The sequence below is a fragment of the Brevibacillus sp. HB2.2 genome, assembly GCF_013284275.1.
GTDB lineage: Bacteria > Bacillota > Bacilli > Brevibacillales > Brevibacillaceae > Brevibacillus > Brevibacillus brevis_D.
Genome location: NZ_JABSUV010000030.1, coordinates 40,201 through 66,618, shown reverse-complemented (window position 1 = coordinate 66,618; position 26,418 = coordinate 40,201). Strand labels below are relative to the sequence as shown.

Genomic DNA, 26,418 nt, shown 5'->3' with positions numbered 1-26,418 from the left:
GAGAAAAATTGTGATGAACAAGATCGACAAAAACAATATAGCTGACATTTTGCCGTTAAGTCCAACGCAGGAGGGCATGCTGTTTTACTACCGACTCCAAAAGGATTCCAATCTGTATTTCGAACAGCATCGGCTAACCCTTCGTGGCAAGTTTCAGCTGGAGTTGTTTACGCAGGCTGTTTCGATGGCGTTTGAGGCCAATGAAATGCTTCGTACGGTTTTTCGCTGGGAGGGGCTTCAAGCCCCTGTCCAGCTCATTCTCAAGCAAAAGACATTGGAGATTCCTTATTTCGATTGGAGCGAGTTACCGTCCGGAGCGCGTGAAAGAAAACTGTCTGCCTTGCTGTCACAGGACAAGCAAACACCTTTCACGCTTGAGTTGGGCAATACCATTCGCATTCAAGTAGTAAGGATGGAGTTGTATCGTTATGAAGTCATATGGTCATTTCATCACATTCTCATGGACGGATGGAGCTCTGGCATTCTCCTAAGAGAGATATTTACGGCATATGGACAATTGTGCTCGGGGCTGTCCCCTGCAATCAAACAAAAGGCGAAATATAAGGAGTATCTGCGTTTTCTAAAAGAAGCATCGAAAGAACATTCCTTATCGTATTGGAAAGATTCCTTACAAGGAATTAGCTCGCCTACACCGCTTCCCTATATGCGGGATCGTAACGAAGAGCGGAAGTATTCTTCTTATCATCTTCGGCTTAGTCGAACGCTGACGGAGACACTGGAGGAAACATCCAAGCGTTACCGCGTGACAATCAGCACATTGTTGCAGGCCGCATGGGGTATTTTGCTGCAAAAATACAGCGATACGCGGGATGCTCTTTTTGAAGTGGCCTACGCCGGACGTCCTGCCCATCTCACCGGAGTAGAGGAAATCGTCGGCCTCTTCATCAAAACGTATCCGCTCCGGGTCAAACGGACAGAAACGACAACAGTCAAAGATTTGCTGGGTGTCATGATGGAAGAGCAGCACCAGATGGCCCCGCACTTGTACGTGCCAGCAGTTGAACTGAAAAACTGCTCAGAGATGGACGTACAAACCCCTTTGGCGCATAGTTTGTTCGTTTTCCAAAACTATCCGATCGACAAGACGCTGGCCGGATTGGAACTTGATTTCGAGTTAGAAAATATTACTTCACATGAAACAACCGACTATCCATTGGTGCTGGAAGTAACACCCGGTGATGAATGGACAGTCCATGTCAACTACCAGGCATGGAAGTTTCAAGCAAAGGAAATCGAACGCCTGGCGCTTCACTATCAGAGCCTTCTCGAGCAGATTGCGGCTGATCCAGATCAAGAAATTCGTGACCTTACCTTGCTCAGTGATCATGAGCGGCACGAGATGATTGAGGAACAGATGAAAGTCGTGCCAGTTCCGAGTAACTACTGCGTGCACGAGTTGATTGATCAAGCGGCAGAAAAAACACCGGATGCAGTTGCGCTTGTACAAGGAAAGCGGACAGTGACCTACAAGGAGCTACAAGAGCAAGCCAATCGCCTGTCTTGCGCTCTGCAAAAGGAGGTGACAGATGCAGGTAGACCGATAGTTATCATGTGTGATCGTTCCCCTGAAATGATTACTGCACTGCTAGCTATCCTCAAAGCTGGGTGTTACTATGTCCCACTTGATCCAGACTTGCCAAAAGCGCGAATGGAACAGATCGTAAGCCAGATTCAGCCTAGTTTGATCGTAACAGAGGGCAGCTATCTGGAACTCGTTGCTGACTTGCAAACAAGGGTGTTTCGTCTTGATGAACCAGCTTGCTGGGTACAGGAATTAACCCAAATACCACAGCGAAAAGCGACGCCTTCGAGTACCGCATATGCCATCTTTACTTCTGGTTCAACAGGTACGCCAAAAGGTGTGCGCGTAAAGCATGATCAATTAATCAACGCTCTTTGGTGGCACATTGAATTTGTCGGATTCGGAGAGCAGACGAGAACATTGCAGATTGCCACATTGACTTTTGACGCATCGGTTGTCGAGATTTTCTGCACACTCATCAGCGGTGGGACCCTTTGCTTGTTGCAGCGACATGAAAACAAATCCCCGCAAAAGCTAGCGGCAGCCATCGAGAGCCAACAAGCAAATGCGATACTCGTCGTCCCTACGATGTATCACGCTTTGCTTGACCACGCGGCTGATGGATCGCTGGATTCGATTCAAAAAGTGTTGTGTACAGGAGAGATGTTATCTTCTTCGTTAGTGGAACGACATACAGCCCTGTTACCTCAAGCGCAAATGTACAACTTGTATGGTCCGACGGAAAATAGTATCTCGGCATCCGGGTATTGTGTACCCCGACAAGGACCTTTTGAAAACCCGCTTCCGATTGGACATCCGAGTTACAACGTTCGTGTTTTTCTTCTGGACCAAGATTTTCATCTGTTGCCCAAAGGGGTAATAGGGGAAATGTACGTTGGCGGGATGGGAGTAACGGAAGGTTACATCGCTGACGAGGAAAAGACCAGAGCGTCCTATATCCTGACCCCGTATGGCAGGCTATATCGTACAGGAGACTTGGCTTGCTGGACGGATGAAGGACATCTGCAATATTTTGGTCGCAAGGATTTCCAAATCAAGATTCGTGGCAACCGCGTTGAATTGGAGGAAATTGAAGCTGTCCTGCGCCGTCAGCCTGGTGTCCGGGAAGCAGCGGTAGTGGCTATTCAGGAGTCAAAGCGCGATCCTTATCTGGTTGCATGCTTGGCCGCGATGCATCCGATTGAGGAACACGTTCTGAGAGAAGCAGTGCTGACTTATCTGCCTGACTACATGCTACCTGCCTTTTTCGTCCATCTTGATGCTTTGCCTCGGACGCAGAGTGGAAAAGTAGACAAGACTGCCTTGCAACGTCTGGATTACACGCAGTATCGCTCGGGAAAGGAAGAGGCCCCGGCAGATGAACTTGAGCAGCAATTGGCACAAATATGGCGAGAACTTTTGACAGTCGAAAAAATAAGCGTGCACGATCATTTTTTCTCGCTAGGAGGCCACTCGCTGAAGGCTGCTCAACTCGTGACCAGATTGCAAAAAGAGAGAAAAACGGACATCACAATCAAGGATGTATTCCGGAACCCGACCATTCGACAATTGGCTGATCGCATCAGAGGTAGACAGGAGATATCTTACACGCCGATTGATCGGGTCAGTCAAGCCGAGAGATACAGGGCTTCTTCTTCCCAGAAACGAATTTTCGTGATGCATGGAATTGAAGGGGAAAGCACCAGCTACAACATGTCGGGTGTCATCGCGGTAAACGGTCATTTGGATGTAAGTCGAGTGAACCGTGTATTAAAGGAAATCATTCAAAGGCATGAAGCATTCCGTACTTCGTTTGCGGTACAGGATGGAGAAGTGTATCAGTACATCAGCGACCATGTGCCATTTGAGATCCAAACGATGAATAGCGATGGCAGGACATTGGACGAAGTGATGGAAGACTTCCGGCAATCTTTTGATTTGACGAAAGCCCCTCTTCTTCAGGTTTGCCTGGTCGAGGTCACAGCCACTCAGCATTATCTGCTGTTTAACTCTCATCATATTATTTTGGATGGCATTTCACTGAATGTGTTAATGGAGGACTTTGCCAGATTGTATGTGGGTGAAGAACTGCCTGCACTGCCTATTCAATACAAGGACTACGCTGACTGGCAGTGGCAGAAGCGGGGGAGCGAGCAGTGGAATCAGCAGGAAAAATATTGGGTGGACTCCTTTAGCGACCGTGTCCCGCTTATGGCTTTTCCACTCGATTACCCGCGTCCCGCTGTTAAGACATTCCAGGGCGATCACCATACGTTCTTCATTACTGATTCTACGTACGGTGATTTGCATGCATTTGCAAAGCAGAATGAAGTGACTGTCCATGCTGTTTTGATGTCGGCTTATTACGTGTTGTTGATGAAATACACGTCTCAGGAAGATTTCGTTGTCGGTTCACTGGTAGCTGGACGAAACCATCCCGATTTGGAGCGAATTGTCGGTGTCTTTATCAACTTCCTTCCGATTCGCAATCGTCCTCGTACCGAACACGTGTATACCGATTTTGTACAAGAGGTTCAGCGCAGTCTGTTCCTGGCTTATGAACATCAGGAGTATCCGTTTGAAGAAATCGTTGCTCGTAGCGCTGCAGGCATCCAGCAAACGCAAAATCCATTGTTTGATACGATGCTGATCTTCCATAACCAACGTGAGCAAGAAGTCAGGTTTACATTGGGTGACGTGCAGTTTGAAGAGGTTCCGCATGAATCCAAAACATCGAAGCTTGACTTTAAGCTGGATATTACACCACTCGCTGATCAATTCAGATGCGTGCTGGAATACGATACCCAGTTGTTTAAAGCGGAGACTATGGAAGGCTTTGCTGACAACTATTTGCGTGTACTCGCAGCGCTTCTGAAGCATCCGAAGCAGCGATTGGATGATGTTGACATCGTACATCACCAAACAGAAAAAGAGGGCGTGATGAACCGCCTTCATCATGTCGGAGTTGCCGTTCCAGAACTGGGTCCGGCTCAAATCATGTATGGCACTCTCGGGTTTGATGCGAGCGATTCCCTGCAAGATCCAGAACAGAACGTGTATCTCTCGATGTGCATGAAACCGGGAAGTGTACCAATCGAGCTGATTGCGCCAGTCGATGAAACGTCACCTTGCGTTCGTTTGTTGGAAGAGAAGGGGACGGGACCGTACCATCTATGTTATTCTATTTCCAATATTAATCAATTTTTGAAAAGGTTAGTAGATTGTGGATTCAAATACGATTTGGTCAGCGCTCCTAAGCCAGCAGTGCTTTTCAATCATAGACTCGTTGCCTTTCTCTTTCTGGAATCGGTAGGCTTGATTGAACTTGTAGAGAGCGAGGATACGAAGCATGACGAATGGCAAAGCAGCGGTCAGCGGTCTGTTGTCCGTTTACTTACACCAGATGCTGATCAGGCACTGTCGTTCTTTACGTTCCTAGGCTACCGTGTTCACGAGAAATATCTGGATCGGCAATCGCAAGCGAGTATCATCACACTGGGCAAAGCGAGTGAGAGCAGTATCCAATTAGTCGAGCCTCTTATGGAACACTCGCAAGAACAACGGGCGCTCACGAAAAATGGTTGTGGTGTTTACCAAATAGAGGACAGGGTAGCGAATCTGACTGAACGGATCGATACACTGATTGCGTGTGACATCCCCGTTTCTTTTGCAGACCGGGCAGGACGTAATCTGCTCCTGACAGATGCCCCCTACCTACTTTTAACCGACGGGAAATCAGCCGCCGAAAGACCTAAGCCGATTCTAGGCGGGTTTCATTCGGAAGCTACTCCCATCTATTCCTTCGTTCAGGAACGTTTGCTGAAGCAGGAACAAGAAGAGGGGATTGTGGCTGTCAGATGTTTTGACATCGAGGTTCGAAGCAGAATCGAACCGTCATATATGCAGCAAGCGTGGCAAGCTCTCGTGCGACGTTTTCCACAGCTGTTGCCACAAGGCTTATCCGAACCGATTCCGCTTGCGTTTTGGGATTTACAGGAGAAAAGCGAGGCAGAGGCAACGGTATGGTTGCGGGATCGATTGATTGCCGAGCAGAAGAGACCGTTTGAGCATCATGCAGGAAGTTTGGCTCGATTTGAACTGGTAAAGTTGGCAATTGATCACTATCGGTTAATTGGAAGTCTTCACAGCTCCATTAGTGATTGGCGAGGCATCGGACTTCTTCTGGAGGAATGGGAGGCTCTGTATCAGACGATTGAAGAAGGGCATGAACCTTCTACGGAAGAACAGCCTCATTACGAAGAAGCATTCGCTGTTTGGCAGAAAAAAATGCTTTATTACGGACATCTCGAGGCCGAGCGCCACGAGTGGTTGACAGCAGCAAATCTACATTCTGCTCAACCTTTTGGTACAGGAGGGGTAGCGAAGCGACAAGTCGAGCAGTATATCGACCCGACGAGTCACGCTGATTTACTGCATGTAGCTGCTCAGTCCAATCAGGAGCTGGGAGACATCTTGCTTGCCTCCTACCTACTGTTGCTTCGACAGGTCACCCAATTGTCTAGTTTGACGCTTGGGGTAGTGACGACGAATCGGACGCAAGATGTGCTGGAACATACACTTGGCAACTTTGACAACATCGTACCGCTCACGATTGATATGCAGACGATCAGTTCGTTTTCACAATTATTGGATCAAACGAAGCAAGTACATGCCCGGATGCAAGCGCTCGCGTTGTATCCGTCAGAGCACTGGCAAGCGACGACGAACATGGAATGGCCGACACTTTTTGTCAACCAGACGATTCCGTTCAAAGCTCAGTCAACTGTTTGGAAACGTGAAGTCAAACGATCAGTCGAGCCAGAGATGGCCGGAAGCCCATTAGTTCTCCAAGTAGCAGAAACTTCGAAAGGTATCCATGTCGTTTTTACCTTTGATCCAGCTATGCTTCAGACAGCATATGTTGAATCGCTTTCGGATCGCTATGTGAAAATCCTAAAAATGTTAGCAGAAAAATCCAAAATAAAGTAAAAGGGGTAGGAGAATATGGAAATCAGATCCTCAATTAATTTTCACGACGAGCGCTTTTTGATGTTTGTACTGGACCAGATGGCAAATGAGCTTGAGAGAAACGGTGGAGAAGCGATCCGCATGACTCTTGGGAAGTCAGAAATGCCGCTGCATCCCGAAATTATCAATTCCATGCAACAGGCGTTGAACAGCTTTGAAAAATATTCGCTCGTATATCCAGGTGGTCTGCCTGAGCTGAAAGATAAGCTCGCGACCCACTATCAAACAAAATACGATGTGACAATCAAGCCGGAAAATTTCGTGATCAGTGTCGGTACCAGCACACTCTTCCGTAACTTGTTCTACCTCTTGCTTAAAGAGGGTGATGAAGTGTTGCTGCCACTTCCGTACTACTCGCTTTACCATTTCTGCGCGCTCTTAGTCGGTGCGAAAGTTCGTTACTACAAAATTGATATGGATACATTGAGACTTGATGTGGATTCGTTCAAAGAGAATTTCACAGACAAGACAAAAGTGGTCGTGATCAACACGCCAGGTAACCCGTTGGGAAATATTCTTACAAGAGAGGAATTGTATACGATCGACAGCATCGTAGACGGCCGTGCGGCTATTATCAATGACGAGATTTATGCGAACACTTACTTCGATGACGAGTGCGAATCCGTGATGCAGCTGAAAAATACCAAGTCTACCTTCATCACAACGGATGCGTTTTCCAAAGCGTATCGGATGTATAGCAGACGTGTCGGATACGCGATCGTACCAGATGAGCTGGTGCAACCACTGACGGTCATTCAGCACCACACACTGCTCACAGCTGACCCGGTCGTACAATTCGGGGCAATGGCTGCGCTTGATTACCAGCATGAAGTTGATCATTTAGTCCAACTTTACAAAGGTCGTCGGGACTACACGATTGACGCTTTCCAAAATGTACCCGATGTCCGTGCTCTGCCAGCGAGAGGTAGCTTCTACTTCACGCTTGATTGCGAAGCCTTTATGAAGAGAAAAGGCATCAGCACCTCGCTTGAGTTGGCTACACAAATTTTCGAAGCTACACATGTGGCGACTGTACCGGGTTCTGACTTCGGCATCCCGAACACACTGCGCCTCTCATACTCTGCCGCGAAGTATAACGAGGGAATTAACCGTTTGCGGGAATTTTTCACCACCACCTAAAAAGGGGAAGAGTCGCAATGAATGGACGTATGCAGCTCGATCTGGATCTGAATGAGTTTAACCTGCTCACTGATGATGAAGCGAACTTGTTAACTCGAGTCAATCAGACAGACAAACCTTATCGCAACAAAGTGACAATCGCTGAACTGTTCGTCCGGCAAGCAGAAAAAACGCCTGATAGAGTCGCTGTGGTAGAGGCGGATCGAGAAAGAACATACGCAGAACTACACGCGGAAGCAAACCAGCTAGCCCGTATCTTAAAAGATGCGGGTGTGGTTCCTTCGCAACTCGTAGGAATTCTCGCAGACAGGAGCTCCCGTATGGTAGCGGGAGTTCTTGCCATCCTCCAAGCGGGTGGGGGATACGTCCCGGTTGATCCGCATTATCCCCGAGCTAGAATTCGGTATCTTTTGCAGGATAGCCGCTGCAAGGTGCTTGTAACAGAATCCATCTATCTGGACGAGATTATCCCGGATCTACCTGACAGCATCGAAACGATCATTTGTATGGACGAGACTTCCTTCCAGCACGAAGAATACAAGGTCTATACAGCGTCCGACATTCGCCGCCAAAAGGATGAGGCGATAGCTTCGGCAGGTTCAGAGGATGATGTTGCGTATGTCATCTACACATCTGGTTCGACCGGTGCACCGAAGGGCGTCATGATTACGCACAAACAGGTCTTGAATACGTTGTTTTGGCTGGAGGAGACTTTTCCGTTAAGCGAGACAGACGTTGTTGCCCAAAAAACCTCGATTTCTTTTACGGATTCGGTGTGGGAATTGTTTTGGCCGCTGATAGTTGGATCAAAGCTGTCTATTTTGAAAGAGGAAGACGGAAAAGATCCGGGAGCGTTGTATGACTGGCTCCGGGAGCAACGCATCACTGTCACGCAGTTCGTTCCAGCGATGATGAATGTGTTTCTGGCGCATGTGCATTCTCGTAAGGAGCCAGATCCATTGCCCAATTTGAAGTGGGTATTTAATGGAGGAGAAGCTCTGACCGCTAATCTGGTTCGCGAATGGAATCGACTGTTCCGTGTTGCGCGAATCGCGAATATTTACGGGATGACAGAATCAGCGATATACGCTTCCGTCTTTCTTTGCACAGAACAGCCTGCTGAAGAAACACTCAGAATCCCGATTGGTGTTCCTATTGCCAATACGCATATGTTCATCCTTGGTCAGACGGGGGAAATTTGTCCCCCTGATGTCAAGGGCGAGATTTGTATCGGAGGAATTGGCATCACCGATGGATATTTGGGCAAGCCTGATTTGACTGAGAAAGCTTTTACGTATCATCCCATTACCGGCGAGCGCCTGTACCGTACTGGAGATGTCGGCTTGCTCAGTGAAACGGGAGTTTTTGAATATCTGGGGCGGATGGACGATCAGGTTCAAGTGCGCGGCTATCGTGTGGAACTAAAAGAAGTTGAACGCGCCGTCCTTCAGCATCCCGCTGTAAATCAAGTAGCTGTTTTGGCTATGACTGATCAAATGGGGCTAACCGAACTGGCTTGCTACTATGTTGTGCAAATGGACGGTGTTCAGCCGGATGAGCTTCGCGTGCACCTGCAGGAGTGGCTCCCCGAATATATGATCCCGAGTTACTTTATGGAATTGTCGGAGATGCCGCTTACTCCGCATGGAAAGATCGATCGTAAAGCTTTGCCTGCTGTAAAGCCAAGTGCCAACAGTGAATACGTACCTCCAGCAAATCCTATCGAACAAAAGCTGGCTGAGTTGTGGGCGGATGTCTTACAGCTCCCATCCCCTGGTGTACTTGATCACTTTGTCGGACAGGGAGGACATTCGCTTAAGGCCATTCAGCTTTTATCCAGGATTGAAAGTGACTTTCAAGTGAAGCTTTCCATGCGTGACCTGTTTGATGCTCCAACAATTCGTGGTTTGGCGAATCGGATCACAGGCAACCTCCAAGAGATGGAGCAAAAACCGATTGTCATGCTTTCTAATCAGGAATATTACCCTGTCACACGTGCCCAAGAGCGGCTCTACCTGTTGTGGCAGTTGGAAGAAGATGCTACCAGCTATCATACACCGGGAGTTATGCGGATCACCGGTTCCCTTGATTCAGGGCGTCTCCAAGTCGTTGCAGATCAACTCGTGGCACGACATGAGGCCCTGCGCACCTCGTTTCATCTGATGGAAGGTCAGGTGAAGCAAAAAGTACACAGTGATCTTTCTGTACAGATCGAATCATGGAAAGCAGACGAGGAAGCTGTGGAAAAGACAATCGAAAGCTTTTTCAGGCCATTCGATTTAAAACAAGCTCCTTTACTTCGTATCGGTTTAATTAAGCTTTCATCAGAAGATCATCTGCTGATTTTCGACATGCATCATATCATTTCCGATGGCATTTCCAAGTCCATCTTGCTTGAGGAATTTTGTTCTCTCTACCAAGGACAGGTCTTGCCGGAATTGTCGGTACAGGCCAAGGAATTCGCTTGGTGGCAATCAGAACAAGCTACCGAAATAGGTTGGGCCGAGCATGAAGCCTACTGGTTGGAGGCATTTTCCAAGCAGCCGCAACCGCTGGCAATCCCGACCGATTATCCTCGCCCACAAACCATGACATTTGATGGAGACGAGTTGGTGACTGAGCTGTCTAGGGAATGGGTGGAAAAGCTCGACGCGTTTACCCGTCAGAGTTCTACGACGCTCTACATGCTTCTGCTGGCCGTCTATTCTGTTTTGTTATCGAAATACAGCAATCAGGAAGACATCGTCGTCGGCTGCGACATGGATGGTAGACAACGTGCGGAGTTTGCCCCTGTTGTCGGAATGTTTGTTAATACCTTGGCCTTGCGAAACTGGCCGAAGAAAGAATTGACCGTCGAAGAGTATATCGGGCAGGTACGCCAAAACGTGCTTAGCGGTTTTGAGCATGGAGACTATCCATTCGATCAACTTGTAAGCCAGATTCAATTGACTCGCGATCCAGCAAGGAACCCGTTGTTTGACGCCATGCTGACCCTGCATCATGCAGCAGAGCAGCAAAAAGTCAGCCTCGATCAAATCGAATTTGTACCGTACGAGTTCAGACGCAAAGCTGCCATGCTCGATCTGGCTTTGGAAGTGGTTAAGGCTGAGGATCACCTATGCATGCATTGGCAATACAACACGAACTTGTATCAAAGAAGAACAATCGAGAGGATGGCTCAAGATTTTGTCATTCTTCTTGAGCAAATGGTAGCCCACCCGAACCGAACCATCGGACAACTTCAGATCGGTCATGGAGTAGTACAAGTAGCACAGGGACAAGTGGACGACGATGACTTTGCTTTTTAAGAAATACATGACGGACAGAAAAGAGGGATTGGCTTGACAACGATAACGGCACAAAACATCTTGCTGGCCAGTGGGCAGTTTGATCGCGAAAAAGACTATTGGATGGAGAACCTCTCTCGAGAGTTTCATTCACTCGACCTTCCAACAGACTCTCGGGCCTCGTTTCAGCGTCAGTCTGAGCTTCGTGAGCTGACCATCGTGTTTCCGGACGAGCTGAGCAAGGCGCTGATTCATTTGAGCAATGGCTCGGATCAACGTTTGTTCATGGCTTTGCTGAGTGGATTTGGCATCCTGTTGTCCAAATACACTGGACATCAGGACATATGCGTTGGAACGGCTATCTTTCGTCAAACAGAGCCGGGTGAGTTCTTGAATAAAGTGCTGCCTCTGCGTCATCAGGTACTCCCGGAATGGAGCATCAAGGAGCTGCTTCAAGAAGTTCGGCAGACCTTAAAGGCCGCTGTGGAACATCAGAACTACCCAATCTTGCGGTTGATCGAGGAACTGCAAGTACCGCAGCAGGGGAACAGCACACCGTTCCTTGAGGCAACTTGCTTGTTGGACGTTCTTCATGATCAGGACAGCCTGGAACAGGTCTCGAGTGAGTTGCAGCTCCTTTTTTCTAAAAAGGGGAACTCGCTCGAATTACTTGTGCGTTACGTCGGGCAAAGATACCAACTCCCCATGATGGAACGGATGATAGAGCATTTGGTCCGTATCTATCAAGTTATCGTAACCCAACCAGATCAGAAGATCGCAGAGATCGCGTGCTTATCTGAGGCAGAGGTACGGGAGCTAGTTCTTTCATTCAACGACAACCGGATTGATTTTCCACGCGATCAGAGCTTTGATCGCCTCTTTGAGGAGCAGGTAAAAAAGACGCCTCATCGCAAAGCGGTGACAGACGGTAAATCAACGTTAACCTATCAGGAATTAAACGAGCGATCCAACCGACTTGCGCGCCATTTTATCCAGCAAGGATTACGACCTGGCACGAAAATCGGTATCTATATGAAGCGTAACGTGGATACGCTTGTTGCGATTCTTGCCGTGTTCAAGGCAGGAGGAGCCTACGTACCGATTGATCCAGACTATCCGCAGCATCGGATCCTGTACATCGTGCAGAAGAGCGAGATTGCAGGGTTAATCACTCAGCCTGACTTGCTAGATGGATTGGAACCGATTCGAGCATCCTCACCTGAACTGAAGTATTTCTATGTTTTTGGTCAAACTGATCAATCAATAGAGTCACTTTCGGGAGAGGAAATCGATCGGGAGAGTGCGGGAACAGACTTGGCATATATCATCTTCACATCGGGTACGACTGGACAACCGAAAGGCGTAATGGTGCACCATCGCGGAATGATTAACCACATTTTCGCTAAAATCAACGATCTATCCCTCTGCGAGGATGATCTTGTCACACAAACAGCTTCTCTTTGCTTCGACATATCCGTTTGGCAATACCTGGCTGTTCTGCTAGTGGGTGGCTCTGTGCTGGTGATCGATACAGAGACGGTAATGGATACGCAGGCTCTTCATAACGTACTCCGTTCCAACCACGTCACCGTCGCAGAAGTGGTACCGTCTCTGCTCTCCGTGCTGCTTGATCTCGTTCAAGAATGGCCCAACTCCGAACGTAGCTTGCCTGATCTGCGGTGGATGGCCGTGACAGGAGAGGAGTTGCCTGCTCCTCTGGTGCGACGCTGGTTTGCCTGCTATTCGGAAATTCCTTTGGTGAATATGTACGGGCCAACGGAAGCATCTGATGATATTACGCACCACATTATTCGGGAAATGCCCAGTGATCAGCAGATTGTAGTTCCTATCGGTATACCGATCCAGAATACTCATATTTACATACTCGATCAAAATCAGTGTATCTGCCCGCGAGGCGTAAAAGGAGAAATAGGTGTGGCCGGTCCGGGGGTAGGTTACGGCTACTACAAAGATGACGAACGGACTCAAAAAGTCTTTGTAGCAAATCCGTATGCCAGCTGGATAGATGACCCAGACTACCAAGTCCTCTACCGAACGGGTGATGTAGGCCGGATCACGGAGGACGGATTTATTGAGTACTTCGGGAGAATGGACAATCAAGTCAAGATTCGGGGTTACCGAATCGAATTGAGTGAGATTGAACAGGTGATGCGCAGACATCCAGCGGTTAAGGATGCAGTGGTCTTGGCGCTTTCTGAGGAAACGGGTGCAAAGTACTTATGTGCCTATGTCGTTCCCCAAGAGGAATTTTCCGCACGAGATGTGCGTGAGTATCTGTTTACTGTGCTTCCGGAATACATGGTGCCGATGCACTATGTAAAACAAAACGTATTGCCACTTACCCCGAACGGAAAAGTGGATAGAGGGGCTTTGCCGAAGCCTGGCATACAGGATCGCATAGACACATCTATTTTGGTGTCAGCCACAACCGAGACGGAAAAAGCTCTCACGCACATCTGGGCGCATGTGTTACAGCTCGATCCAAACACAATCAGCACTCGGGACAATTTCTTCGCTCTAGGGGGGCACTCGTTAAAAATCAACGCGGTGGCTGCGCAGGTTGCACAGCAGTTTGGTGTACAGCTTCCACTGCGAACCATGTTTAATCACCCAACGATTCAGGAGCTTGGAAACGTGATTGATGGATCAGACAAGACGATTATGAAAAGACGATTCTCAGTCGAAGCCAGATCGTACTATCCTGTTACGGCTGCCCAGCGTAAGTTCTTTATTCTTCAGCAGTTAAACCCGGCTGACACAAGCCTTCACATTACGGCTGCCCGTTCCATCGAGGGCGAGTTGAGCCGTGAAAAGGTAGAACATGCGTTTCAAGGATTACTTGACCGCCATGAATCTCTTCGTACCTCATTTGATTATAGAGATGGGCAAGTCGTTCAAATTGTACATGATTCCTTAGTCTTCCGTTTGGAAGTGAGCGAAGCAAGTGAAGAGCAGTTGGAGGCCAGTCTGGCAACGTTTGTACGGCCATTCGACTTGCGTCAAGCACCTTTGCTGCGCGCGGGGCTAATCAGGATTGCACCAGAAAAGCATCTATTGTTGTTCGATATGCATCATATCATTTCAGACGGTGTATCCATGGATATTCTCGTAGAGGACTTTGTTCGTCTCTATGCAGGCGTGACACTTCCTGCATTGGAAGTTCAGCAAAAAGAGTTTGCTGTATGGCAGGAATCTGCACTTGAGTCAGGGGAGCTTCAAGCTGACTATTGGGCAGACTTGTTTACCAGCCCCGCTCCACTTCTATCGATTCCGACTGATTATGAAAGACCAGAAGCTCTTACGTATCCTGGTGCAACGATTGAGTTCGAGATATCGGCAGAGGAGAGGCAGCAGTTGCAGGAGCTGGCAACGCAGGAACATGCGACACTTTACATGGTGCTGTTGTCGGTTTACAACATATTGCTTGCAAAATACAGCGGCCAGGAGGATATCGTTGTCGGAACTCCTGTAGCTGGGCGTAAATTTGCAGAGTTTGATGAAGTCATTGGGATGTTTATCAATACCATTCCCCTCCGCAATTATCCAAAAGGCGAGAAAACCTATCGCGAGTTTCTTGCGGAGGTCCGCGAGCATACGCTAGCCTCTTTTGAACAAGCGGATTACCCGATTGATCTGTTTGTCCAGACTCTTGGTCTTGAGCCAAATACAGGTCGTCAACCCCTTTTCGATACGATTTTCGTCCTACAAAACATGGACAATCCGGAAGGGGAACTAGAGCTTGAGGACATGATCGTCAAAAACTATCCACTGCAAAACAATACGGCTAAACTTGATCTTCATCTGGCGGCTTATCCCGTTTTCGACAGACTTATATGTAAGCTGGATTACCGCAGTGATCTGTTCCGAAGAGATACGATGGAACAGTTTGTGAGTGACTTCAAAAGCTTGTTGCAGCAGGTGATGGAAGATCCGCAGCGCCTCCTGCAAGACTTTGAATTGACCCGGGAGGTAGCCCTTATTCAAGCACAGGGCGTCGATTGGGATTTTGAATTTTAGAGCAAGCGGTGAGTAAGAGGGGGAGGGCATATGGAGACTACTATTTCGCAAAACATTCTGCTAACCAGTCGGAAATTTAGCCGGGAGGAGCAGTACTGGCAAGAGAAGTTACAGGGGGAGTGGACGCTCTCCCTCCTTCCAACCGAAGGAACGGAGAAGGAAGGCGATGGGGAGGAGGAGACAAAAGAAATATCGTTTGTCTTTCCAGATGATTTGAACGCTGCCGTTGCGGCCCATTGCGATCATCATCCGATGAAGCTCTACCTGTTCCTTCTGTCGACGTTTCAAATCATGCTGAATCGGTATAAGCAGACAGACGACATGATCATTCTCACGCCCGTCTTTCAAAATCCGCTTCCCCCTAACGCTTGGAATCGGGTGCTGCCGCTGCGTGTACGGATGCATCAAGAAGCTACTTTTGCAGAAGTGGCGAAAGAGGGTAAGCAGCTAGTCAAAGAGGCAATGGAACATCAGAACTATCCGTTTTCGCAAATGATGCAATGGCTTGATCTACCCGACACGGATCGGATGGCACTGCTGGATACAGCCTTCGTACTAGAAAACATGCAAGATATTACTGCTTTAGAAGGCCTGTCCCTACAAATGGTATTCGCATGCAAGCAAACAGAAGCTGGAATTACCGGACGCGTACGGTATAAGGGCGAGCAGTTCAAAGAGGCTGTCATCGAACGAATGATCAGCCATTATCAACAAATTCTTCGTGAAGTCGTCGTCGATCCTAAACGCTTCGTTCACACAATTGAAATGTTGACAGAAGCAGAGCGGACAGATCTGTTGTACACCCGCAATCAGACGGATGTTGCTCATCCTGCTCCAAAGCCGATCCATCAACTGATCGAGGAGCAGGCAGCGCGGACGCCTCATCTAACAGCTGCTGTGCTTGGCAACAAAACCCTTACCTACGCTCAACTTAATGGCAAAGCCAATTGCCTTGCACGTATGTTGAAGGAAAGTGGCATTGGAAGAGGAAGCTATGTTCCGGTCTTGATGAATCGTAGCTTGAATTTGGTCATTTCCTTGCTAGCTGTGATGAAAACAGGTGCGGCATTTGTCCCGCTAGACGTGCAAAGTCCAAGCGAACGGAAAAAGCAGCTACTGGATGAATTGAATTGTCCCGTGACGCTGATCGGACCAGAAATACGCCAGGAGCCGTCATTCGTGCAATGGACACGTGCTGTAATCGTTGATGCGGATGATATCCGGGAAGAAGGGGACTTGAATGTCCAGGTAGATATGGACGATCCGATCTATGTGATCTATACATCTGGTTCTACTGGTAAACCAAAAGGGGCAGTCGTTCCTCATATCGGTATTTTCAATCGGTTTCGCTGGATGGATGAACACTACGGTTGTACAGAGCAGGACGCCATTTTCCAGACGACTCCCCATCACTACGACAGTTCGGTCTGGCAACTCTTCTGGCCGCTCTTGCATGGTGGCCGTACGGTATTGCCGATTCCTGAATTCGAGATGACGCTCGATCAAGTGTTGCAAGCCATTTCAACCTATCAGATTACAATTACAGACTTTGTGCCGTCGGTGTTCAATCTGCTGGTGGATCAAATGGAAACACGGATGGACATACACGATTCACTTTCTTCGATTCGCCACCTGATCTTGGGGGGAGAGGAAATCACCGCTCACACTGTGCATCTGTTTCTTCAGCGGTTTTCCCACGTTCGTATCACGAATCTGTACGGTCCGACGGAGACGTCTATTGGTGTCATCTACTTTGAGATCGACCATACCCATGAGGGACCGATCCCGATTGGAAAACCGATAGCCAATACGAAAATTTTGCTGCTGGATTCAAATCGCAAACTTGTTCCGGCCGGACATCAAGGGGAGATATATATAACAGGCTTGTGCTTGGGGCACGGTTACTTGCACGATCCCGAGAAAACAGCAGCCAGCTTTGTTGACAACCCTTATCCGGAAATTGGTTATCAAAAGCTTTATCGGACAGGAGACCTTGGGCGTTATCTGCCGAATGGCAATATCAAGTTCTGCGGTCGCATCGATCATCAAGTGAAAGTACGCGGGCACAGAATTGAGCTGGGCGAGATTGATGAGGTGCTATTGTCCCACCCGCTAGTAAAAGAGTGTGCCGTGCTTTTTCAAGAAGAGAAGGCTCGATTGTGCGCGTACTACGTGGCAAATGCCGAGGAATTGACCGCAAGTGACCTGCGCGGTTATCTTAGCGAACGACTTCCCGATCACATGATCCCATCCTTTTTTGTCAGCATTGAAAAAATGCCTTTGACAGCAGGGGGCAAGATCAATCGCAAGCTATTGCCTGAAGTGGATGAACAACAGGCGTCCGATGCTGAATATGTAGCCCCACGAAACGAGAAGGAAGAACAGCTGGTTACGATCTGGAAAGAAATCTTGGGAATCGAAAAAGTGGGGGTACACGACAGCTTCTTCCAGCTGGGAGGAAATTCCCTGCTGTTGCTCAAAATGCATGCACAAATTGTAAAACTAGTGGATAGCGAGATTAGCGTCGCGCATTTGTTTTCCTACTATACGATTGCCATGTTTGTGGATTTTCTCGAACAAAGAAAACAGGATCAGTTTGCATCGATGGAAGATCAAAGCGATGATGATGAATCCCTTCTGGAATTGCTGAGGGAGGTCAAGGAGGGAGTTCTCTCCGTAGACATGGGTGCCGAGCTAATCGACAAAAGGAAGGGGAATTAAGATGAGTTTGCTTAAAAAATACATCTTGGAGCAAGTGGCAGCTCATCGACTGCATGAAAAGGAAGCACTTCCTTTGCTGAAAGAATTGTCCTCTGCCAACGTAAATACGCGCCAAGATATCGCAATCATCGGTATGGCTTGTCGTTTTCCTGGAGCCAACAGCCTCGAAGAATACTGGAACAATTTGAAACAGGGGCACGATTCAATCAGTGATATCCCGGCTGCAAGGCGTCCAGATGTCGAGAGGGTCGCGAGAGAATTTTTTAACGGCACAGATTTTCAGTATGAGCGGATGGGTTATCTCGAACACGTGGATTTATTTGATCACGCGTTTTTCGAGATATCACCTGCTGAGGCTCGAACCATGGATCCTTATCAACGGATGTTTCTCGAGTTGGCTTGGGAAACATTTGAACATGCCGGGTATAGCGAGAAGATGATCAGCGGTTCTCCTACCGGCGTATTTCTGGGATATTGTGACAATGAATCACAATACCAGCGTGTGCTGAAAAACGTTGATTCAACTTCGCTGGCTGGCAACGTTGCAGCAATTATCGCTTCCCGGATTTCCTATTTGCTGAATTTATCAGGTCCGAGCCAACTGATTAATACATCTTGCTCTTCCTCCTTGGTCGCTCTGCACCAAGCTTGTCAGGCCATTGGAAATAACGATTGTCGAATGGCTCTCGTAGGTGGAGTTAACCTTTCCCTGTTTCCGATTCAACAAGATACGGACTTTGGCATTGTTTCTGTAGATCGCAAAACCAAAGCTTTTGATGACTTTGCTGATGGAACCGTGTGGGGAGAAGGTCTTGGGGCTGTTCTTTTGAAGTCATACGATCAAGCAGTTAGAGACAATGACTATATCCATGCCGTGATCAAAAGCACAGCGGTCAATTGTGACGGCCGTTCTACCAGCATTACTGCGCCCAATGCGATTTCTCAGTCTGCTTTGTTGCGAACAACATGGGAGCGGGCGCGAATCAATCCGGAGAGCATCTCCTATATTGAGGCACATGGGACCGGGACTAGATTAGGCGACCCTGTCGAGATTGAGGGGATCATGCATGCCTTTCAGAAAGTTTCAAAACGCAAGCAATTTTGCGCAATAGGCTCGGTTAAAAGTAATATCGGGCACACGATAGCGGCATCAGGTGTGGCTGGGATCATTAAAACGGTTCTGATGATGAAGCATCGCCAGATTCCGCCGACGCTACATGTGAAACGACCGAATACCTTAATTCCTTTTATTGATTCGCCTGTTTATATAAATGATGTGTTAAAGGCTTGGGATGTAGAGGCGGACCAACCTGTGAGGAGAGCCGGGATAAGTGCATTCGGCCTGAGTGGGACAAACGCCCACGTCATCTTGGAAGAGCCTCCTGGGCGCGAGGCGACAGCCGGTTCAGAATCTGGCAATTACCTTATTACGTTATCTGCCAAAACAAGTGAGTCGCTCTGGGATTTGCTCGAGAAATACCAAACATTTTTATCAGGACCTTCTGAGCATTCCCTTTTGGATATGTGCGCTACTGCCAATATGGGGCGCGGACATTATCGGTATCGCCTTGCCTTCGTTATCAACAGCAAAGAGGACTTTTTGCAGAAGATCCATCGCCTGTGCGCGGGAGAACGGATGGAGGACGGTGCTCCGCTTGTTGATGGGAACCAGGTGATCTACGGAGTACTGAATTCCCGTGGGGAAAGTTCATCGCCGATCAGCATGCAAATAGACAGCTCTGACCCTGTAGAAATGGCAAAACAGTACGTACGAGGAGTGCCGATCAATTGGCTTGAATACTACCGTCCAGCCAAATGGAAAAAGGTACCTTTACCAACCTATAGCTTTGCCAAAACCCGTCACTGGGTACAAACGGATCAACCTGCAATCAACATGGTTGAGCAGTCCGATGCTGTAGCATCTGTAGCGGCTCATGAGAACGAAACTGCTGATGTGCATAAAATTGCTTCCACCTTCTTTACTTTTGGAGAAATGTTACTGACTCAGGTGAATGTCCAAAAGCAAACGAGTTTGGAAGAGGATGAAACTTTTTATTCCGGTTTGTTATCGCTTGAATGCTTCAAGCAACTAGGCGCTTTCCACAAGCAGACGCAAACGTATTCGCTGGAAGAATTGCGTGAAGCTGTAAGGTTTGATGGAAAAAATAAACACTTCTTCCAACTCATGCTTGAACTTGTCGTTAAAGCCTCCCTGGTTGAACACGTTGAAGGAACGTACCGTCTAACTGCACATGCAGAGGGTCTTGATGCAGAAGCGTTTTATCAGGATTGTCTGGATCGTTATCCAAATGAGCATGATACGTTCTCTCAATTGAAAGCGTGTTTTGCCCATTACTCAACGAGCATGACGGGGCAAGACGTATTCGTGACGAACGACGGTTCTTCTGACTTATATAAGTCGTATGCAGATCGCATTACTCTTGGAAACCCTTCTGGACTTATGGCAGTGGAAACCATTGCTCAATACATCCATTCGTTTAGCCGTCCCGTTCGAATTCTGGAGCTCGGAGGCGGTTCCAGCGGTCTTACTCGCTTATTGCTGCCGAAAATTGAGAAACAAGATGTCACCTATCTGTTTACGGACGGTGAGCAATCGTCGCTCGCAGAGGCAGAAAAAGAGTTCCAAGAAGTATACCCGTTTGTGCAGTTCCGCCTGTTCAACATGGAGCAGGCCCCAGCCGAACAAGGCTTCGATCTGCATGCTTACGATGTGATTATCGCGAATAATGCTATACACAGGACGAAGGATGTTCGGGCATCCTTATCGATTGTGCATCAGTTGCTTGCAGAGCAAGGTGTGCTGTTTGCAATCGAGCTCGTGAAAAATCGCTTAACGGCAAATGTGATCGGGGGGCTTGCCGCAGACTGGTGGCAGCACGAAGACACCGAGCTGCGATCCCAAGCCAGACTGATGGATCCCTTACGTTGGGAAAAGGCGCTTCGGGACACGAACTATCAATCGGTTGCCATTTATCCGTCGTCAACAGCGATGGGTGATCTGTCTGATTCAGCGGTATTAATCGGACATTCAGCGTATACGCCACAAGAGTATCGGGAGTGGCTCTACCAGATCCATTGGCAAACGAAAGAGTTGACAACCAATCAGCAGACCCAGCGTCCAGGGATTTGGCTCGTACTTCAAGATGAAGGCGGTGTAGGAGAAACCTTGGCTGACGCGATGTCATCGGACGGACATGAAGTGTTCAGACTTCGCAGCGGTGAGGCTTTTGCCGCCGTTTCTTCCCACGAGTTTATCCTAGACCCTAGCCAGCCGGCAGATCTGCGGAGTGTGTTCGAGAGCCTCGGAGACAAAAAGGAAAAACTGACAGGAATTATCCATTTATGGAGCTTGACCCCAGGCTCTCAACAGCCAAATGATCTTAGACAGCTTGAAGCTCTTGAGTCTGCGCAACATCCGGGAGTTTATAGTCTGTATCATTTGACACAAGCTTTGCTTGAGCTGGATTTGAAGCAGGTGCTTGATTTACGGATCGTTTCGAACTACGCACAAGCAGTAGATGACAACGGACCTGTTTTTCCAGAAAAAGCTCCCTTGTTCGGTCTAGCCAAGGTGATTTCGCAGGAAAATCCAAAACTGCAGTGCTTTAGCCTGGATCTCGCAACAGAGGGGCGTTCAACATCGCAGTTGGTAGGCCAGCTTCTAGCGGAAATTCGCTGCAATCGAGATGACACATTGGTTGCCTATAGAGGAAATCGTATCGTACCTGAAATGAATCGCTGCGATATCGATAAAGTTCCGAAACGGCCTGTAGAGATACGTGAAAATGGTGTTTACTTGATCGCCGGAGGTACCGGAAAACTGGGCCTGGCATTTAGTAAGTATCTGGCCGCTCAAAAAAATGTGACGCTCGTGCTGATTAATCGTTCGCCACTTCCACCTAACCACGTGTGGCAAGCGCGTTTACAGCATCCAGACTGCAGTGCTGCTGAGGCACGAAAGCTGAAAGCCCTGCTGGAGCTAGAGGAAATGGGAGCGCAGGTAGTCTGCTACGCAGCCGACGTGTCAGACCGTCAGCAAATGGAGGATATTTCCAAGCAAGTCCGTGCTCGTTACGGACCGATCAACGGCATTATCCAATCCGCTGCGCATATCACCTTTGAGACGATTCAGAAGAAGAAGTTTTCCGATTTTCAAAATGGTTTGAAAGCAAAGATGGCGGGCACAGTCATACTCGATCAGATAGCTGAACCGGAGCATTTGGATTTCTTTGTGATCTTCTCATCACTTGCTTCGATTTGGGGTGGGGCGACTGGAAGTGACTATGTCTCGTCCAACTGCTTCTTGGATGCCTATAGTGCAGCTCGCAGTCGAACAGGAAGACCAACGATAGCTTTGAACTGGTATGCGTTTGAAGGGATAACAGGTCCTGGTTTTATCGGATACATGCCGATGGATGGCGCAATCCAAGCCTTCGCTGCTTCGTTGTCTTACCAAACTGAGCACCTGATCATTGGACAGTTTGATTTGCAAGTTCTGAAGGAATGGGCACCGTCTCTGAAAGTAAAGCTCGGAGATTCGATATTTGCAAGCGAAAAGTCTCGTAAAGAACGCGAAGTACCTACAGAAGTGACCATGCAAAACCGTGTTGTTTTGTCTGGTAGGGAGGAAGGCGATCACTACACTTCGCTGGAGCTTGCCTTAGGCCAGATTTGGTCTGATGTTCTGGGTTACACCGAATTGAGCATCGACGACGACTTTTTCAGACTGGGTGGCGATTCTCTTTTGGCAATTGGCATCGTTTCCCGTGTCTCCAAGCAGATGCAAAAAGAGATAACGATCACCAACCTGTTTCAGACACCGACGATCCGTCAATTGGCTATGTTAATGGCTCCGAATGAAGAAACAGCCGTGTCAGCGATTCCTGTAGCGGAGTATCGGGAAGCTTACCCAGCCACCTCGTCTCAGCAGAGAATTTATGTGCTGGAACAAATGCAGGAAGGGGCAGTCGCCTACAACATCCCTACAGTCATGATGCTTGAAGGAGAACTGGACAAAGAGGCTTTCGAACGTGCATTTATCTCGCTGGTGCAACGTCATGAGTCGTTGCGCACCTCGTTTTCCATCGTGGATGGAGCATTGATGCAAACCGTTCAACCGAGCGTAGATTTTACGTTGGCGTATAGTGAAGTCGACGAGAACGATGCCAAGAGAACGGTCGAACAATTCATTCGACCATTTGACTTGTCAAAAGCTCCCCTTGTTCGCGGGATGCTCATTCGCATAGATGTCGACAAACACTTGTTGCTGTTCGACATGCATCACATTATTTCCGATGGTGTATCCATCAACATTTTGATCCGCGAGTTCTTCCAGTTGTATCAGGGACTCGAGTTGCCCGAGCTGCGAATTCAATATAAAGACTACAGCGTGTGGCAAACCGAACAACTTGGCAATGGGGTATTGGCCGCTCAGGAGAAATTCTGGCAGGGAGAGTTGGATGGAGAACTTCCTGTGCTTAATCTGCCTACGGACTACCCTCGACCGTCCGTCCAGAGCTTTGAGGGAGATGTCCTAACCTTTGAGATTCCTCAAGAGATGACTGAGAAGATACTGGCACTGGCAAAAAACAATGGGGCAACCTTGTACATGACGCTACTGGGTGCGCTCAGCATTATGTTGTCGAAATACGCTGGCGAAGAAGACATTATCATCGGATCGCCAGTGGCTGGTCGTCATCATGCAGACCTGGAAAACATCGTGGGTGTCTTTCTGAACACACTGGCGATGAGAAATTTCCCGCGAAGCGATCGAACCGTGTCAGATTTCCTTCAGGAAGTAAAAGAACGGGCACTGGCGGCGCTCTCTCATGCCGACTATCCGTTCGAAATGCTGGTGGATCGTCTGACACTGCCTAAAGATACAGCGCGTAACCCATTGTTTGATGTGATGTTCATTTTGCAAAATACCGGCGACGCGAAGGGAAGCATGAGTGCAAATGGGCTGACGCTCTCACCTTATCCTTTTGAACAGCGCTCTGCCCAGTTTGATCTGACCTTTGACATCATTGAACGAGAACAGCGCCTGATTGTCGATATCGAGTACAGCAACAAGCTATTCAGCAAAGAGACGATCGCGTCAATGTCCACACACTTCCAGAAGATTCTGGAGCAAATGGTGGAGGATCCTGAACAGTTGATCGGCAAGATGTCCATGCTGGCAGCAGAAGAACGCATGCTGCTGATTGACCAATGGAATGACACGAGTTTGGAATACTCTCGTGAAAAAACGGTCGTCCAGCTCTTTGAAGAAGTAGCGGAAAAACAGCCGAACGCGTTAGCTGTAACATGCGGAGATGAGAAAGTTACTTATGCGGAATTAAATAAGCGAGCCAATCAAGTTGCCCGTTTGATGAAGCAACACGGCGTCACTGCTGATACTTGCGTGGGCCTTCTGACGAATCGCTCCGTGGAAATGATGGTCGGACTCATGGCGATCTTGAAAGCGGGGGCTGCGTTTGTTCCGATTGATCCGCACTATCCAGAAGAACGAATCTCCTATGTTTTGGAAAACAGCATGACTCCCCTTGTGTTAACCCACGATTCTCTGGCAGAGAAGCAGTGGGGAAGTGTTGTCCGAGTGGACGTAAACGATCCCCGGATAGAGACGGAAGACGACTCCAATCTTCCGCCACAGGCTACACCTGGTGATCTCGCCTATGTCATTTACACATCGGGTTCAACAGGCAAGCCTAAAGGTGTCATGGTTGAACACGGCAATTTGATGAGCTTCAACGCAGGGATCGGAGAACACATCGATTTTGCCAGCGCAGACAAAATACTGGCTGTGACAACGATTTCGTTTGATATATTTCTGCTTGAAACGATTGTGCCGCTGACGAAAGGGATGACTGTAGTCATTGCAACCGAGCAGCAGCAAGCAGACCCGCAGGTGCTCAAGGAGTTGATTTTGCAGGAAGAAATCACATTCCTTCAACTGACTCCATCCCGGCTGCAGCTCATGCTGGAAGAGAAGAGCAACTTGCATGCACTTGACAGCCTGAAAGCGATCCTGATTGGAGGAGAGGCCCTTTCAAAGTCTTTGTTCCAAAGGCTTCGCACACAAACGAAGGCGAGACTTTACAATCTGTACGGTCCGACTGAAACAACGATTTGGTCTACGGTGCAGGACTTGACCGACGCAGAGGAAGTAACGATTGGTGCGCCGTTGCCCAATACACAAGTCTACATCCTCGATGAGCATCTCCAAGTGCAGCCGATGAAGATCAATGGCGATCTTTATATTGCAGGAGATGGGGTAACGAGAGGGTACTTTGGCCAGCCAACGCTGACGGCTGAGCGCTATATTCCTAATCCGTTTCAACCTGGTCAACGCATGTACAAAACAGGTGATCTCGCGAGATGGATGCCAGACGGGCGTATTGAATACGTGGGACGATCTGACTTTCAGTGCAAAGTGCGCGGTTATCGCATCGAATTGGGTGAGATAGAAACTGCCCTCTCTCAGCATCCGGATATTACGGAAGCAGTGGTCAGTGTGCGAGATACCGCCAGCAATCCTTACCTGGCTGCCTACTATATGGCGAAGCGAACGTTGGACAGTGATGAATTGCGTGCGATGCTGAGCAAAAGTTTACCCGATTACATGATTCCACATTTCTATACGCATATGAATATGTGGCCGCTGACACCAAACGGAAAGTTGGATCGCAAATCATTGCCAGAGCCTGATTCACTCCAAGACAAGCACATCGAATATCAAGCCCCGGCTACCAGACTGGAAGAACAGGTGGCGGGCATCTGGCAGGAAGTGCTTAAACGTGAAACGGTCGGAATGCATGATAACTTCTTCCAAATAGGCGGTAATTCGCTCTTACTGGTACAAGTTCATGCCAAGCTTGAACAGCTTTACCCTGGACGGGTTCGAATTGCCGATTTGTTCGCTCATCCTACGCTGTCTAGCCTGACCAACTTTTTGAAGAATACCGCTTTAGACCTGGCAGATGAACAAGGGGAATCTGATACGGCTACCTATTGGTTGAAGGAGCTGGATCGTGTCTCGCTGATAGAGTTGTCGCCTGAGTATTGGGCTAGTGGAGAAGCGAATGTGGACACAGACTGGGTCCAATTCTCACTTACTGATGATCTGTTTGAAAATGTTCAGCAGGTAAGTCAAATGGAAGCAGTTGAGGTACGAGACGTTCTGCTTTCGATGTACCTATACCTCATGGCGGAATTGACAGGACAGCAGGATCTTTATATGGAAGTGGCTGTCGCCAGGGAGCTGCAGATGAATGTCTATCCATTCCGGGTGAACATGTCAGAGGTCAATACCTTCTTCGATCTATTTAAGCAGGTGCAGCACAAACGACAGTTCATCGAGAAATGGACGGGAGACGCCTCGTTGTGGCTTGAAAAATTGCGGATAGAACGCAACGACGGAACGATTATTCCATTATTTGGCGGTGTCAATGCGTTTACAGATGCATCGTTTACACACCATGAACATGAGCTTGCCTTCTGGATCAAGGAAGGAAACAACGTGATTGATATCGTGTGTGCGTTCGACCCTAAATGCCTCCGGGCAGAAAAAGTCACGGAGATGACTCAGGATTACCAGCAATTGCTCAAGATGCTAGTGAATGAATACATGACATAGAG

At 48.3% G+C, this 26,418-nt stretch carries 6 protein-coding genes; all 6 read left to right on the top strand.

Annotated features, from left to right (window positions below; translation table 11 throughout):
- The first annotated feature begins 13 nt into the window (after window positions 1-13).
- The 6 genes from edeN to edeI are packed head-to-tail and all read left to right on the top strand — an operon-like array spanning window position 14 to window position 26,416.
- Window positions 14-6,532, top strand: a complete 6,519-nt coding sequence (gene edeN, locus HP401_RS31750) for an edeine non-ribosomal peptide synthetase EdeN (RefSeq protein ID WP_173606384.1) — start codon at window positions 14-16, stop codon at window positions 6,530-6,532.
- Between the two features lie 15 nt (window positions 6,533-6,547).
- Window positions 6,548-7,711 carry a pyridoxal phosphate-dependent aminotransferase gene (locus HP401_RS31745; protein ID WP_015891491.1) on the top strand — a complete coding sequence of 388 codons (1,164 nt, stop codon included), beginning with the start codon at window positions 6,548-6,550 and terminating at the stop codon, window positions 7,709-7,711.
- Window positions 7,712-7,728: 17 nt separating this feature from the next.
- Window positions 7,729-11,019 (top strand): edeine non-ribosomal peptide synthetase EdeL, encoded by a 3,291-nt coding sequence (gene edeL / locus HP401_RS31740; protein ID WP_173606381.1) that lies wholly within the window; start codon window positions 7,729-7,731, stop codon window positions 11,017-11,019.
- Window positions 11,020-11,052: 33 nt separating this feature from the next.
- Window positions 11,053-15,036 (top strand): edeine non-ribosomal peptide synthetase EdeK, encoded by a 3,984-nt coding sequence (gene edeK, locus HP401_RS31735; RefSeq protein ID WP_173606380.1) that lies wholly within the window; start codon window positions 11,053-11,055, stop codon window positions 15,034-15,036.
- Between the two features lie 30 nt (window positions 15,037-15,066).
- Window positions 15,067-17,757, top strand: a complete 2,691-nt coding sequence (gene edeJ, locus HP401_RS31730; RefSeq protein WP_173606379.1) for an edeine non-ribosomal peptide synthetase EdeJ — start codon at window positions 15,067-15,069, stop codon at window positions 17,755-17,757.
- A gap of 1 nt (window position 17,758) precedes the next feature.
- Window positions 17,759-26,416: an edeine biosynthesis hybrid PKS-NRPS EdeI gene (edeI, locus tag HP401_RS31725; protein ID WP_173606378.1), complete on the top strand. Its 8,658-nt coding sequence runs from the start codon at window positions 17,759-17,761 to the stop codon at window positions 26,414-26,416.
- Window positions 26,417-26,418: the final 2 nt, after the last annotated feature.